The organism is Bradyrhizobium sp. R2.2-H (genome assembly GCF_004346455.1).
In the GTDB taxonomy this organism is placed as follows: Bacteria; Pseudomonadota; Alphaproteobacteria; order Rhizobiales; family Xanthobacteraceae; genus Bradyrhizobium; species Bradyrhizobium diversitatis.
The window spans coordinates 165,843-179,703 of sequence record NZ_SMBR01000007.1 but is presented as its reverse complement, the minus strand read 5'-3'; the positions used below and the strand labels follow the sequence as shown (position 1 = coordinate 179,703).

At 64.4% G+C, this 13,861-nt stretch carries 11 protein-coding genes; 1 reads left to right on the top strand and 10 read right to left on the bottom strand.

Annotated elements, in window-relative coordinates:
• Positions 1 to 69: 69 nt before the first annotated feature.
• The 5 genes from EDE08_RS19570 to EDE08_RS19550 all read right to left on the bottom strand — a co-directional run bounded on the left by EDE08_RS19570 (position 70) and on the right by EDE08_RS19550 (position 4,062).
• Positions 70 to 666 (bottom strand): glutathione S-transferase family protein, encoded by a 597-nt coding sequence (locus EDE08_RS19570; RefSeq protein ID WP_131870454.1) that lies wholly within the window; start codon positions 664 to 666, stop codon positions 70 to 72.
• A gap of 116 nt (positions 667 to 782) precedes the next feature.
• A complete protein-coding gene (locus EDE08_RS19565) occupies positions 783 to 1,511 on the bottom strand; it encodes a hypothetical protein (RefSeq protein WP_165936046.1) in 729 nt (242 codons plus the stop codon).
• Positions 1,512 to 1,742: 231 nt separating this feature from the next.
• Positions 1,743 to 2,579: a hypothetical protein gene (locus EDE08_RS19560; RefSeq protein ID WP_131870452.1), complete on the bottom strand. Its 837-nt coding sequence runs from the start codon at positions 2,577 to 2,579 to the stop codon at positions 1,743 to 1,745.
• Between the two features lie 92 nt (positions 2,580 to 2,671).
• Positions 2,672 to 3,130, bottom strand: a complete 459-nt coding sequence (locus EDE08_RS19555; protein WP_131870451.1) for a GNAT family N-acetyltransferase — start codon at positions 3,128 to 3,130, stop codon at positions 2,672 to 2,674.
• A gap of 5 nt (positions 3,131 to 3,135) precedes the next feature.
• Entirely contained in the window at positions 3,136 to 4,062 is a 927-nt protein-coding gene (locus EDE08_RS19550; protein ID WP_061879924.1) for a hydrogen peroxide-inducible genes activator, read from the bottom strand.
• 114 nt (positions 4,063 to 4,176) lie between these two features.
• On the opposite strand from EDE08_RS19550, the gene katG reads away from it, so the two are divergent.
• Positions 4,177 to 6,342: a catalase/peroxidase HPI gene (katG, locus tag EDE08_RS19545; RefSeq protein ID WP_165936045.1), complete on the top strand. Its 2,166-nt coding sequence runs from the start codon at positions 4,177 to 4,179 to the stop codon at positions 6,340 to 6,342.
• Between the two features lie 219 nt (positions 6,343 to 6,561).
• Here katG and pnp read toward each other — a convergent pair whose 3' ends face one another.
• From pnp to infB, 5 genes are all read right to left on the bottom strand, one after another.
• Positions 6,562 to 8,724 (bottom strand): polyribonucleotide nucleotidyltransferase, encoded by a 2,163-nt coding sequence (pnp, locus tag EDE08_RS19540; protein WP_131870448.1) that lies wholly within the window; start codon positions 8,722 to 8,724, stop codon positions 6,562 to 6,564.
• A gap of 378 nt (positions 8,725 to 9,102) precedes the next feature.
• Complete coding sequence (gene rpsO, locus EDE08_RS19535; RefSeq protein WP_008540131.1) at positions 9,103 to 9,372, bottom strand: 30S ribosomal protein S15; 270 nt, start codon at positions 9,370 to 9,372, stop codon at positions 9,103 to 9,105.
• 2 nt (positions 9,373 to 9,374) lie between these two features.
• Entirely contained in the window at positions 9,375 to 10,493 is a 1,119-nt protein-coding gene (truB, locus tag EDE08_RS19530) for a tRNA pseudouridine(55) synthase TruB (RefSeq protein WP_061879921.1), read from the bottom strand.
• Positions 10,490 to 10,936 (bottom strand): 30S ribosome-binding factor RbfA, encoded by a 447-nt coding sequence (gene rbfA / locus EDE08_RS19525; RefSeq protein WP_061879920.1) that lies wholly within the window; start codon positions 10,934 to 10,936, stop codon positions 10,490 to 10,492. The genes truB and rbfA overlap by 4 nt, the downstream gene beginning before the upstream one ends.
• A gap of 154 nt (positions 10,937 to 11,090) precedes the next feature.
• Positions 11,091 to 13,799, bottom strand: a complete 2,709-nt coding sequence (gene infB / locus EDE08_RS19520) for a translation initiation factor IF-2 (RefSeq protein WP_131870446.1) — start codon at positions 13,797 to 13,799, stop codon at positions 11,091 to 11,093.
• Positions 13,800 to 13,861 lie beyond the last annotated feature (62 nt).

Below are 13,861 nucleotides of genomic sequence, written 5' to 3'. Positions count from 1 at the left end.
TTCCCTCACTCTCGTCGAGACGGTGGGCACGGCGCAAGAGCGCCTTCGCCCATCCTGTGAATCTCCCATCTAACCGGCCGCGATCTTCTCCGCGCGCTGGAACGCCGGCCGCGCCATGCAGCGCGCCAGATAGGCGTCGAAGACCGGGCGCGACGGCACCATCTTGAACAGGCGCACCGCGAAATTCAGGCCGGAGCCGACCGTGATGTCGGCGGTGGAAAATTCTTCGCCGAGAATCCACGGTCCTTTCTCAAGCGCGGCTTCCAGCACGTCGAACACCTGCGTCGCGCTGCCCCACGCCGCGGTCGAGGTCGGGATCTCGATCTTGGTGAAGATCTGGATGATGGCGGGCTCGATGCAGCCCGGCGAGAAGAACAGCCATTGCAGGTAGCGCGCGCGGCGCGGGTCGGTCACGGCAGGCGCAAGCTTCGTCTCGGGATAGCGGTCGGCGATGTAGGCGCAGATGGCGGCGGCTTCGCCGAGCGCCGCCTCGCCGTCGGTCAGAGCCGGCACCTTTCCCATCGGGTTGATCTTGAGGAAGTCTGGGGCCTTCTGCGCGCCGGTCGAGATGTCGGTCAGCACGCGCTCATAGGGCAGGCCGCTCTCCTCCATCAGCCAGAGCGTCGTGAACGAGCGCGAGCGGGGCGACCAATAGAGCTTGATCATGGGGCGGAACCTTCCGGAGACGAGCGGCGAATAGCGCGCAATTCATGCCGCGTTTGCCGCGTATCCGCAACGCACTAACCCTAGGAGGAAGGCAAGCGGCGTGAACGAGATGTGGGTCAACGTTCTCTGGCGTCGCTTTGACGCGCTGCTGGTCGAGCCCCGAGCAAGAGCGGCAGCGTCTTGTCGAGGCTTTCCGTCAGCATGGCGCGCACGCCGTCGCGCAGTGCGGGATTGCCGGCGGCATCTTCGGGACGCGTTGGAAACGATTCAGCGGGTAATTCGCGATAGGGGCCGCCGACGAGCTTGCCCAAAAACCTCTGTACCGCCAGCGAATGATCCAGGTTGATCAGCGCAGAGCTCTGTCTGACGATGGAAAAGTCGCGCCCGTCAAAGATACGGATAAATGCCAGGGCGTGGAGAAAGATGCGACGCCCGAGCACCACATCCTGGTTGAGGATGCCGAAGCCGCGGACCGTATAGCTTGATGACCCGATCGGACTGATTGCATTGAGAATCTGGATGTAGTGGCGGCAATTCGTTCCCCTCGCGGCCTCGCGCATGTATGCCGCTAGCTCCGCGTTGAGATCGCGTGCCAACCTGTCTTTCAACGTGTCCTTCGACTCATCGCGGGGAGGAGATTTAGCCGGGTTGTCGGGAATTCTCAGAACGGACGCGCCGGCAGGGATCGCGGCGCGAGTCCGCGCGAAGATCAGATCGCTCAGTCCCCAGCCTGGGATCGGGACCACCGTCTTCTTGTTCTGAAATATGGTGAGGCCGGTCGTCTGCACGGTGAACTCGCCGCCGGTGGTGACCACGACACCGAAGTCGCACGAGTTGCCGGCCACGGGAACGGGCCTGCCCCTCGCTTCACGCCCCGCGGTCGACTTGCTTTTGGCTTGCTTGACGGCTGGTCCTGCCGTCTGCGTCCCTGGTGATTGAGTCTGCGCCGAAGCATATGTTGAAAAGCACCACAGGACAGCCGCAATGGCGACCAGTCGGGCCGGAACGTCGAATATGGCCCAGCTACAGGATGCGGACGAGCGGTATTCTTTGTCGCGTCCTGTCGCCAAGGGTGCTTACTCGCCCTTGATGTATGCGGGCAGATACTTTTCCAGCTGGGCCGTGAGCAGGTTGCGTGTGCTGTCACGCAGCAATGCACTGTTGGTCACCTGTTCAGGAGTCTTGGGAAACTCGAGATTGTTGAGGATTTGCATATTGTCGTTCTTGTTGGAAAAACTCGAAGCAAGCACATCTCCGAAGCTCCGGGTGGGCGCTCGATGGATGTCGAAGGTCCGTCCGTCAAAAACGTTGATAAGGTAATGGGCAACCACGACGCCACGCCCGGAAGGGCTCGCCCAATTCTTGTAGACTCCGAGGCCCTCGATTGACTGATTGGTGCCATCAACCGAAACGCGGGCTTTCGTGGCTACGACGTAGCGTTCGCAATTTGCAGTTCCGGCGATCTGCCGCACCAGGGCCGTCAGGTCGTTGCGGTCATTGCGGAACAGTTTCGCTTCCGGTTGATAGTAAGGCTTGAAGGCTCCGCTTGCGTAAGCGATTTTTCGGACGGCCGTGCCGGGAGCCGCGGCTCGCACCTTCGCGACGAACAGATCATCGATGCCCCAGTTCTCGATCGGCGCTTCCAAATACTCGTTGCCGAACATCGTAAGGCCGACATGTTGCACCGAGAAACGGTCTCCGATCGCGGAAATGACGCCGATCTGACACGGGCCGCTCTCCGCCGCGACCGGCTGTTGTGCAGCCGGCTTGGCCTTCGGTGCGGCCTTCTTGACCGCCGGCCTGGCCGGCGCCGCAGTCCGAGCAGAAGGCGCGGCGGGTGTTGGAGGCGTTTGTGCGACCGCCGAGGTCCAAATGGACGAGAGCACAATCAACGAGACAGCAATGCGGAGCATGGATTCCGGGGGATCAGAAGGCAGGAGGTCATCGATCTCATCACACTAGGTGGGGATCGTGACAACCGCAAGCTGCGCCCGGAGTTCGGTGCTTACCCCGTGGGCCGCTTCCACCGGTAACACTTCATCACGAAGCCGTTCGACGGTTCGATCTCTTCCTTCTCGAACACGAAGCCTTCGCGCTCGTACCAGCGCCAGGCCTTCTCGTTCTCGCGAACGCAGCGCAGGTGCATCTCGTCAGGCAACTGCGTGCGCGTGAAGGCGAGCAGCTTCCGCCCCAGCGATTGGCCCTGATAGGCGGACGCGACGAAGAGCATGTCGAGATAGAGCTTCGGCACATGCAGCGCCAGCATCGCAGCGACCGTGCCGTTGTCATCGGCGACGAACAGGCTCCAGCCGTTCGCGATCTCGCGCCTGATGCGCGCGCGCAGGTTGGCCAGGAGGAAGTCGCTCGTCTCGGCAAGCCCGGTCGAGGCCCAGCTCTCCATCCAGACGCGGCCGACCTCATCATACTCGTCTGCGCGGGCAGGGCGGATGACGGGATGCGGCATCGGAGCTAGGCCCGCTGGCTGCGCACGCTCTGACGCGCGCGCACCTTGCCGGCCGACAGGCAGACCACCTCGGAGATTTGCAGCAGCTGCCGTGCCAGCGGGCTGGTCTTGCGCCAGACCATACCGATGGTACGCGACGGCTCGGGGTCGCGGAAGCGCGCCAGCGAGACCGAGGCAGATCGCGTCTCCACCGGCACCGCCATCTCCGGGATCAGCGTCACGCCGATGCCGGCGCTGACCATCTGGACCAGCGTCGAGAGCGAGTTGGCGTCCAGCATCTCGCGCGGCGGCGCCGATTGCATGTTGCAGAACGACAGCGCCTGGTCGCGGAAGCAGTGCCCCTCCTCCAGCAGCAGAAGCCGCATCTCGCGCATCATCTCGCGCGACGGCACCGGCGTGCCCTCGTCGGAGCCCGGCCGGACCAGCAAGAATTTCTCTTCGAACAGAGCGACCTCGGTGAGCGAGGGTTCCGACACCGGGAGCGCCACGATGGCGGTGTCGAGCCGGCCTTCCACCAGCTCCTGGATCAGCCGCGGGGTCATGGTCTCGCGCACGCGGATATCGAGCTCTGGATGCATGCGCGTGAGATTCTTGGTGATCTTGGGCAGCAGGTAGGGCGCGATGGTCGGGATCATGCCGATGCGCAGGCGGCCGGCGAAGCGGTCCTGCGAGGCCCGGGCGAAATCACCGAGTTCGTCGACCGAGCGCAGAATGTCACGGACGCGCTGGGCGAGTTCCTCGCCGAACCGGGTCAGCGCGACCTGCCGCGCGCTGCGCTCCAGCAACAGCCCGCCGAGCGTCTCTTCCAGCTCCTTGATCTGCATCGACAGGGCCGGCTGCGAGATGGAACAGGATTCGGCCGCGCGGCCGAAATGGCCGTGGCGCGCCAGTGCATCGAAATACCGGAGCTGGCGCAGCGTCAGATTTATCATAAGAAAATCCTATCGCAGCGATCACTAAAGTCAACTTCCCCTGATGGGATGCGGCGCTTAGAGTGCTTCTACCTGGTCAAGGGCGCGAGTTCGACGCCGCCAGAGGAGGTATTCATGGACGACACTTCGAAGTGCCCGTTTTCGGGCGGAAAACCCGCGCGCTCAAACCGCGACTGGTGGCCAACGCAGCTCGACATCGAGGTCCTGCACAAGAACTCGGACAAGTCCGATCCGATGGACAAGGACTTCGACTACGCCAAGGAGTTCAAGTCGCTCGACCTGAATGCGGTCATCAAGGACCTGACCGCGTTGATGACGGATTCGCAGGAATGGTGGCCCGCCGATTTCGGTCACTATGGCGGCCTCATGATCCGCATGGCCTGGCACAGCGCGGGCACCTATCGCATCACCGACGGACGTGGTGGCGCCGGAGCCGGTCAGCAGCGCTTCGCGCCGCTCAACAGCTGGCCGGACAACGCCAATCTCGACAAGGCACGCCGTCTGCTCTGGCCGATCAAGCAGAAATACGGCCGCAAGATTTCCTGGGCCGATCTGATGGTGCTCGCCGGCAACGTCGCGCTGGAATCGATGGGCTTCAAGACCTTTGGTTTCGCCGGCGGTCGCGTCGACGTCTGGGAGCCGGAAGAGCTCTATTGGGGTCCGGAAGGCACCTGGCTCGGCGACGAGCGCTACAGCGGTGAGCGTCAGCTCGCCGAGCCGCTCGGCGCGGTGCAGATGGGCCTGATCTACGTCAATCCGGAGGGGCCGAACGGCAAGCCGGATCCAGTCGCTGCGGCCAAGGATATCCGCGAGACGTTCGCCCGCATGGCGATGAACGACGAAGAGACCGTGGCGCTGATCGCAGGCGGCCACAGCTTCGGCAAGACTCACGGCGCCGGCGATGCATCGCTGGTCGGTCCGGAGCCGGAAGCGGGCGCGCTGGAAGATCAGGGGCTCGGCTGGAAGAGCAAGCATGGTTCGGGCCTGGGTGCTGATTCCATCACCAGCGGCCTCGAGGTGACGTGGACGACGACGCCGACCAAGTGGAGCAACAACTTCTTCGAGAACCTGTTCAATTTCGAATGGGAGCTGACGAAGAGCCCGGCTGGTGCGCAGCAGTGGACGGCCAAGAACGCCGAGGCGATCATCCCCGATGCTTTCGACAAGTCGAAGAAGCATCGGCCGACGATGCTGACGACCGACCTCTCGCTGCGCTTCGATCCCGTGTATGAGAAGATCTCGCGTCGCTTCCTGGAGAACCCGGATCAGTTCGCTGACGCCTTCGCCCGCGCCTGGTTCAAGCTGACCCATCGCGATATGGGCCCGATCCAGCGCTATCTCGGCCCGCTGGTGCCGAAGGAAACGCTGATCTGGCAGGATCCCATCCCAGCCGTCAATCACGAGCTGGTCAGCGATCAGGACATCGCCGCCCTGAAGACCAAGATCCTGGGCTCCGGTCTCTCGGTGTCCGAGCTGGTCTCGACCGCCTGGGCGTCGGCCTCGACGTTCCGCGGCTCGGACAAGCGCGGCGGCGCCAACGGCGCGCGCATTCGTCTCGCGCCGCAGAAGGACTGGGAGGTGAACGAGCCGGCTCAGCTTTCGAAGGTGCTCGGCAAGCTCGAAGCGATCCAGAAGGACTTCAATGCCTCATCCGGCGCGAAGAAGGTCTCGCTGGCGGACCTGATCGTGCTCGGCGGCACCGCCGCGGTCGAGAAGGCCGCCAAGGACGCCGGCGTCGATGTCAAGGTCGGCTTCACGCCGGGGCGCATGGACGCCTCGCAGGAGCAGACGGATGCGGCCTCCTTCGCGCCGCTGGAGCCGCGGGCCGATGGCTTCCGCAACTATATCGGCAAGCGGCATCAGTTCATGCATCCTGAAGAGGCGCTGGTCGATCGTGCGCAGCTGCTGAGGCTGACCGGTCCGGAGATGACGGTGCTGGTCGGCGGCCTGCGGGTGCTCGGTGCGAATGCGAACGGTTCGAAGCAGGGCGTCTTCACTTCGAAGCTGGGTTCGCTGAGCAACGACTACTTCGTCAACCTGCTCGACATGAGCACGCAGTGGACGCCGTCGGCCGACGGCTCCTATGAGGGGCGCGACCGCAAGACCAACGCGGTGAAGTGGACCGCCACGCGTGTCGATCTCATCTTCGGCGCACACTCGCAGCTCCGCGCCTTCGCCGAGGTCTATGCCACCTCGGACTCCAAGGAGAAGTTCGTCAAGGACTTCGCCAAGGCATGGACCAAGGTGATGAACCTCGACCGGTACGACATCGTGGCGTGAGCGTGACACCTCTCCCGCTTTGCGGGAGAGGTCGACGCGCGAAGCGCGGCGGGTGAGGGTTCTCTCCGCATTGGAAGTCTCTCTGAGGAGACACCCTCTCCCCAGCCCTCTCCCGCAAGCGGGAGAGGGAGCGCATATCGGCCGGAGCATGAAAAACGGCACAAACAAAAAGGGCGGCCTCTCGGCCGCCCTTCGTGTTTCTGGCTGTGGTGCGAGAGCCTACTCGCCCGCCGCTTCGCGCGGGGCCTTCTCGCCCTCGGCGGCCTTCTCCTTGGCCTCGAGGTCCTCGCCGGTGGTCTGGTCGACCACCTTCATCGACAGGCGGGTCTTGCCGCGGTCGTCGAAGCCGAGCAGCTTGACCTTGACCTTGTCGCCTTCCTTGACGACGTCGGAGGTCTTCTGCACGCGGCTGGAAGCGAGCTGGCTGATGTGGACGAGGCCGTCCTTGGAGCCGAAGAAGTTCACGAAGGCGCCGAACTCCATCACCTTGACGACGGTGCCGTCATAGATCTGGCCGACTTCAGGCTCGGAGGCGATCGACTTGATCCACTTGATCGCGGCCTTCATGGCTTCGCCGTCGCTGGAGGCGACCTTCACGGTGCCGTCGTCCTCGATGTTGACCTTGGCGCCGGTCTTCTCGACGATCTCGCGGATCACCTTGCCGCCGGTGCCGATCACTTCGCGGATCTTGTCGGTCGGGATCTTGAAGGTCTCGATGCGCGGCGCATATTCGCCGAGCTCGGCGCGGGCGTTGGTCAGCGCCTTGGCCATCTCGCCGAGGATGTGGATGCGGCCTTCCTTGGCCTGGCCAAGGGCGACGCGCATGATCTCTTCGGTGATGCCCTCGATCTTGATGTCCATCTGGAGCGAGGTGATGCCCGCTTCCGTGCCGGCGACCTTGAAGTCCATGTCGCCGAGATGGTCCTCGTCACCGAGGATGTCGGAGAGAACCGCAAAGCGCTTGTCTTCGAGGATCAGGCCCATCGCGATGCCCGCGGTCGGCCGCTTCAACGGCACGCCCGCATCCATCAGCGCCAGCGAGGCGCCGCAGACCGACGCCATCGACGACGAGCCGTTGGATTCGGTGATCTCCGAGACCACGCGCACCGTGTAGGGGAACTCGTGGTGCGGCGGCAGCACCGGATGGATCGCGCGCCAGGCCAGCTTGCCGTGGCCGATCTCGCGGCGCTTGGTGCCGCCGAGGCGGCCGGTCTCGCCGACCGAATAGGGAGGGAAGTTGTAGTGCAGCAGGAACGTCTCTTTGTACGTTCCCGACAGCGCGTCGATGTACTGCTCGTCCTCGCCGGTGCCGAGCGTGGTCACGACCATCGCCTGGGTCTCGCCGCGGGTGAACAGCGCCGAACCGTGGGCGCGGGGCAGCACGCCGACTTCGGCGATGATGTTGCGCACGGTCTTGCTGTCGCGGCCGTCGATGCGCTTGCCGGTGTCCAGGATGTTCCAGCGAACGATCTTGGCTTCCAGCTCCTTGAACACGCCGGCGACACGGAGCTTGTCGTATTTCGGCTCCTGCCCTTCGGGGAAGTAGTGGGCGATCACCTTTTCCTTGACCTTGCCGACCGCGGCGTAGCGATCCTGCTTGACGGGAATCGCATAGGCGGCGCGCAGCTCCTGCTCGACGAGGCCGAGCATCTCCTTCTCGAGCGCGGCGTTGTCGATCACGGTGACTTCGCGCGGCTCCTTGGCGGCCTTCTCGGCGAGTTCGATGATCGCGTTGATCACCGGCTGGAAGTGGCGGTGACCGAACATCACGGCGCCGAGCATGATGTCTTCGTTCAGCTCCTTGGCTTCCGATTCCACCATCAGCACGGCGTCGGCGGTGCCGGCGACGACGAGGTCGAGCTGGGTGTCGACCATCTCGTCGAGCGTCGGGTTGAGGATGAACTCGTCATTGGCGAAGCCGACGCGCGCTGCGCCGATCGGGCCCTTGAAAGGGGCGCCGGACAGGGTCAGCGCAGCCGACGACGCGACCAGCGCGACGATATCCGGGTCGTTCTCCATGTCGTGCGACAGCACGGTGACGATCACCTGGGTCTCGTTGCGCCAGCCATCGACGAACAGCGGGCGGATCGGACGGTCGATCAGGCGGGAGACCAGCGTCTCCTTCTCGGTCGGACGGCCCTCGCGCTTGAAATAGCCGCCGGGGATGCGGCCCGCAGCGTAGGTCTTCTCCTGGTAGTCGACGGTCAGCGGCAGGAAGTCGACGCCCTCGCGCGGCGCCTTCGCCGCGACGACGGTGGCGAGCACCACGGTCTCGCCATAGGTGGCGACGACGGCGCCGTCGGCCTGGCGGGCGATCTTGCCGGTTTCGAGCTTGAGTGGGCGTCCGCCCCAGTCGATCTCGACTGAATGCTTATTGAACATAGTGGTCTTCTTTCATGGGTTCTCGAAAGAAGGGACGGCGCTCGAAAAACAAAAACCATGCGCAAGATTGCGGGACGCTGATCGGAGCGGATGATCAGCGTCCTGCGATCCTGCCATGGTTTTTGGATTTCGGATGGCGTCCATCCTTTCGGGTCATACGGGCGCCTTGCCCGTTGTGCCCAGCCGCCGGATTGCTGCTGGACTGTCAGTCGGCACAAAGGCGAACACCGAACCGCGGTTTTCACTCTTCATGCCCGGATGCGAATCCTCAAAGACGCGCATCCGACGCGCACGCAGCCTCGATCAAAAACCTTTAAGGAAGCGCTTTCGTTCGAAACCACGCACGAAAACGCGCGCCAGTGGCGCGCGCAGGAACACTTAACGACGAATATTGTGCTTCTCGAGCAGCGCCTTGTACCGCGCCTCGTCCTTCTTCTTGAGATAGTCGAGGAGCGAGCGGCGGGTCGAGACCAGCTTCAAGAGGCCGCGACGCGAATGGTTGTCCTTCACGTGGGTCTTGAAATGGTTGGTGAGGTTGTTGATGCGTTCCGACAGGATCGCGACCTGAACCTCGGGCGAGCCGGTGTCGCCGGCCTTGGTGGCATTCGTCTTGATGACTTCCGCTTTGCGTTCTGCGGCAATCGACATCGTCAATTTCTCTCGTTGCGACCGGAGCTGGCAGTCAGGCCGGTCAGGTTGAACACACGCTTGGGGATGATTTCGCCATTGCCGACTTCAGCAAGCGCGAGAAGCCGGCCTGCCACCGTGACATAGACTGTGCCGCTACAAGTGGGCGCATCCCGTCCGCGCAACAAAACGGCCTGGCCCCGATGGAGCCTTGCCGCATCAGCCCGAGTGACGGCCAGTGCCGGGATGTCGTCCAGCGCGGTCTCAACGGGCAAAAGCGCGTCGGCGAGGCTGCCCTCGCCGGACGCGGCTCTATCGCACAAAGCCTCCAACTGATCCAGCGGAATCATGTCGTTTTCGCCAAACGGGCCGACCAGGGTCCGCCTGAGGGCGCAGATATGGCCGTAAGTGCCGAGAATCCGGCCCATATCGCGGGCTAGCGCCCGGACATAGGTGCCCTTGCCGCACTCGGCCTCGAATACGGCTCGGTCCTTATCCGGTTGATCTACAAGGGTTAAATGGTGAATCTCGACCGGCCGGGGGGCCAGTTCCACGACCTCGCCATCGCGGGCAAGGTCATAGGCGCGCTCGCCCTGGATCTTGATCGCGGAATAGCGCGGCGGGATCTGCTCGATCACCCCGGTGAAGCGGGGCAGAAGCGCCAGGATCGCCTCCCGGGTCGGGCGCTGGTCGGAGGTCGCGGTCACCCGGCCCTCGATGTCGTCGGTGTCGCGCTCCTCGCCCCAGCAGACCGTGAACTGATATCGCTTGCGGCCGTCCATCACGAAGGGAACGGTCTTGGTGGCTTCGCCGAGTGCGATCGGCAGCCCGCCAGAGGCGAGCGGATCGAGAGTACCGGCGTGGCCGGCGCGCTTGGCGTTGAACAGGCGCTTGAGCACCGCAACCGCCTGCGTCGAGGTCATGCCGATCGGCTTGTCGAGCACGACCCAGCCATGGACGTCGCGGCGGTCCCGGCGCGGCTGGTTGCCCTTCTGCTGCTTGGCGCGTGGATCGTTGTTGACGCGGCGCGCCTCCTGATGCGGCCGGGCATCGCCTCCCAGATCCGCGAAATTATTTTTCTGCACCTCGCGCTGATCGGCATCGTTGCCGCCGATCGTGCCGTGAGCCGGGTCCATGGTCATTGCTCTTCTTCCCGATCCGAAGCCGGATTCTGTTCCAAGTCCTGTTCGAGGTCCTTCTGCACCGCAGGTGTTCGCAAAAGCTTCTCGATCCGTTCCGCTTCGTCGAATCGCTCGTCGACGCGGAAGCGAATGTCAGGTGCAAATTTCAGGTTAACGCGCCGCGCGACCTCGCCTCGCAGGAATTTCTTGTTGCGCTCGAGCGCCGCGATCACGATCTCGGTGTCGCGGCCACCGAGCGGCATCACGTAGACCGTTGCGAGCTTCAGGTCGGGCGACATCCGCACCTCCGGCACGGTGATGATGTGACCTTCGAGATCCGCATCATGCACATTGCCTTGCGCCAGAATATCGGCCATCGCGTGGCGAACCTGCTCGCCGACGCGCAACTGACGCTGCGAGCCTCCGCCGGGCGCGGAACTTTTCTTCTGATGGTGGCGTGGCATTCTCGAAAATCACCTCGTCATGCCCGTGCTTGGGACACGAGCATTGTCGTTTTCCTGTTGAAACGAAGAGGGGTGGATGGCCGGAAAGATCCGGCCATCGCACTCCCGCAATTTCAGTTCAAAAAAGATCCGAACGCTTCGGTAAGATTTGGACTTACAGGGAGCGTTGGATCGTCTCCACGCGATAGCACTCGATCACGTCACCGGCACGCATGTCGTGATAGCTCTCGAAGGCCATGCCGCATTCCTGGCCCGACTGAACTTCCTTCACTTCGTCCTTGAAGCGCTTCAGCGTCGACAGCTTGCCTTCGTGCACCACGACGTTGTCGCGGATCAGGCGCACATTGGCGCCGCGTTCCACGGTGCCGTCGGTGACGCGGCAGCCGGCAACCTTGCCGACCTTGGAGATGTTGAAGATCTCCAGGATCTCGGCATTGCCCAGCATGGTTTCGCGCAAGGTCGGCGCGAGCAGACCGCTCATCGCCTTCTTCACGTCGTCCACGAGGTCGTAGATGATGTTGTAGTAGCGGATCTCGATGCCGTTGCGCTTGGCGGCCGCAGCGGCTTCCTTGTTGGCTCGGACCGAGAAGCCGATGATCGCGGCGTTGAAGCCTTCGGCCAGCGTCACGTCGGATTCCGAGATGCCGCCGACACCGGCATGCAGGATGCGGGCGGCGACTTCGTCGGTGCCGAGCTTCTCCAGCGAGCCGAGGATGGCTTCCAGCGAGCCCTGAACGTCGGCCTTGACGATCAGCGGGAATTCCTTGCGGCCCGCCGTCTTCAATTGCGACATCATCTGCTCGAGCGAGCCGCGCATGCCGGAGATCGAAGCGGCCGCGTTCTCGCGCTTCTGGTGCGCACGGTAGCTGGTGACCTGACGGGCGCGGGCTTCGTTCTCGACCACCGCGAGACGATCGCCGGCTTCGGGCGGACCGTTGAAGCCGAGCACTTCGACCGGCACCGAGGGACCGGCCTCCTGCACCGTCTCGCCCTGATCCGAGATCAAGGCGCGGACACGGCCCATTTCGGCACCGGCGACGATGATGTCGCCGACGCGGAGCGTACCGCGCTGCACCAGCACGGTCGCGACCGGACCACGGCCGCGATCGAGCTTGGCCTCGATCACGGTGCCCTCGGCCGGACGCTGCGAATTGGTCTTGAGGTCGAGGAGTTCGGCCTGGAGCGCGATCATCTCGAGCAGCTTGTCGAGATTGGTCTTGTTCTTGGCGGACACCTCGACGTCGACGACCTCGCCGCCGAAGGATTCCACCTGCACCTCGTGCTGGAGCAGCTCGGTGCGGACGCGCTCGGGCTTGGCGTCGGGCTTGTCGATCTTGTTGATGGCAACGATGATCGGCACCCGCGCCGCCTTGGCGTGGTTGATGGCCTCGACCGTCTGCGGCATCACGCCGTCATCGGCCGCGACCACCAGCACGACGATGTCGGTGACCTTGGCGCCGCGGGCGCGCATCGCGGTGAACGCGGCGTGGCCGGGCGTATCGATGAAGGTGATCTTCTTGCCGCTTTCGGGCGACACCACCTGATAGGCGCCGATGTGCTGTGTGATGCCGCCGGCCTCGCCGGAGACGACGTTGGCGTGGCGGAGTGCGTCGAGCAGCGAAGTCTTGCCGTGATCGACGTGGCCCATCACGGTCACGACGGGCGAGCGCGTTTCGGTATCAGTGGAATCGTCGACGGTGTCGAACAGGCCTTCCTCGACGTCCGACGCGGCAACGCGTTTGACGGTGTGGCCCAGTTCTTCGGCGATCAGCTGCGCGGTGTCGGCGTCGATCACGTCGGTGATCTTGTGCATCGCGCCCTGCTTCATCAGCATGCGGATGACGTCGACCGCGCGCTCGGCCATGCGGTTGGCGAGCTCCTGGATGGTGATCGCTTCCGGAATGACCACCTCGCGGATGAGCTTTTCCTTCGGCTCGTTCGAGGCGTGGCCCTTCAGGCGCTGGGTGCGGCGGCGGAACGAGGCGATCGAGCGCTCTCGCACCTCGTCGGCGTTGAGCGCGGTGACCACGGTGAGGCGGCCGCGCTCCTTCTGCGGGCCGGGCTTGTGGGTGGTCTTCGGGGGAGGCGCGGGACGCGCGGCGCCGCCGGGACCGCGACGGATCTGGCGCGGAGCCTCGTCCTCGTCAGGCTCGGCTGCAACTGCGGGGCCGCGACCTGCCGGTGCACCCGGACGCTGCGCGGTCGTCGTTGCGGGACGCGCCGTCGTGGTTCCAGGGCGGGTCGTGGTGGTTCCGGGCCGGGCCGCAGGGGCGCCGGACCGCGGCGCAGGCGCGGTCGGTGCGGCGGTTGCGGGGCGCGCGGCCGCTGCCGGCTGCTCGCCTTCGCCAAAACGCTTCTTGGCTTCGGTCTCGGCCTTCCGCTTGGCTTCGTCCTCGTGGCGATGGCGCTCGTCCTCGGCCTTGCGGCGGGCTTCGGCGGCTTCGCGCTCGGCGCGTTCGGCGGCCTCGCGGACGGCGCGGCGCTGGGCCTCTTCCTCGGCCTGGCGGCGTTCTTCGACTTCGCGCAGCTTGGCATCGGCCAGCGCGCTGGCACGGGCCGAACGCTCGTCCTCGGTCAGGGTACGCAGCACCACGCCGGAACCGGCGTTGCGAGGCGGGGCGGGCGGAGCCGGGCGCGACGGCGCGGCGGGTGCGGCCGGCGCCGGCTTTGCAGCCACCTCAGGCGCGTGCGGCTCGGGACCATCGCCAATGCGGCGCTTGCCGCGCTTCTCGACCACGACCTGCTTGCTGCGGCCATGGCTGAAGCTCTGGCGCACGGTCCCCGTTTCGACGCGCGGCTTGAGCGATAGCGTCTTGCTCGGAACGCTCAGCTTCTTGTCGCCAGGGGTCTTGGTATCAACCATTCAGCAGTCCTAATCCTGATTTATCGGTGTTGTGCGTTGCCGCACCGTCCAATGGGTCGTCG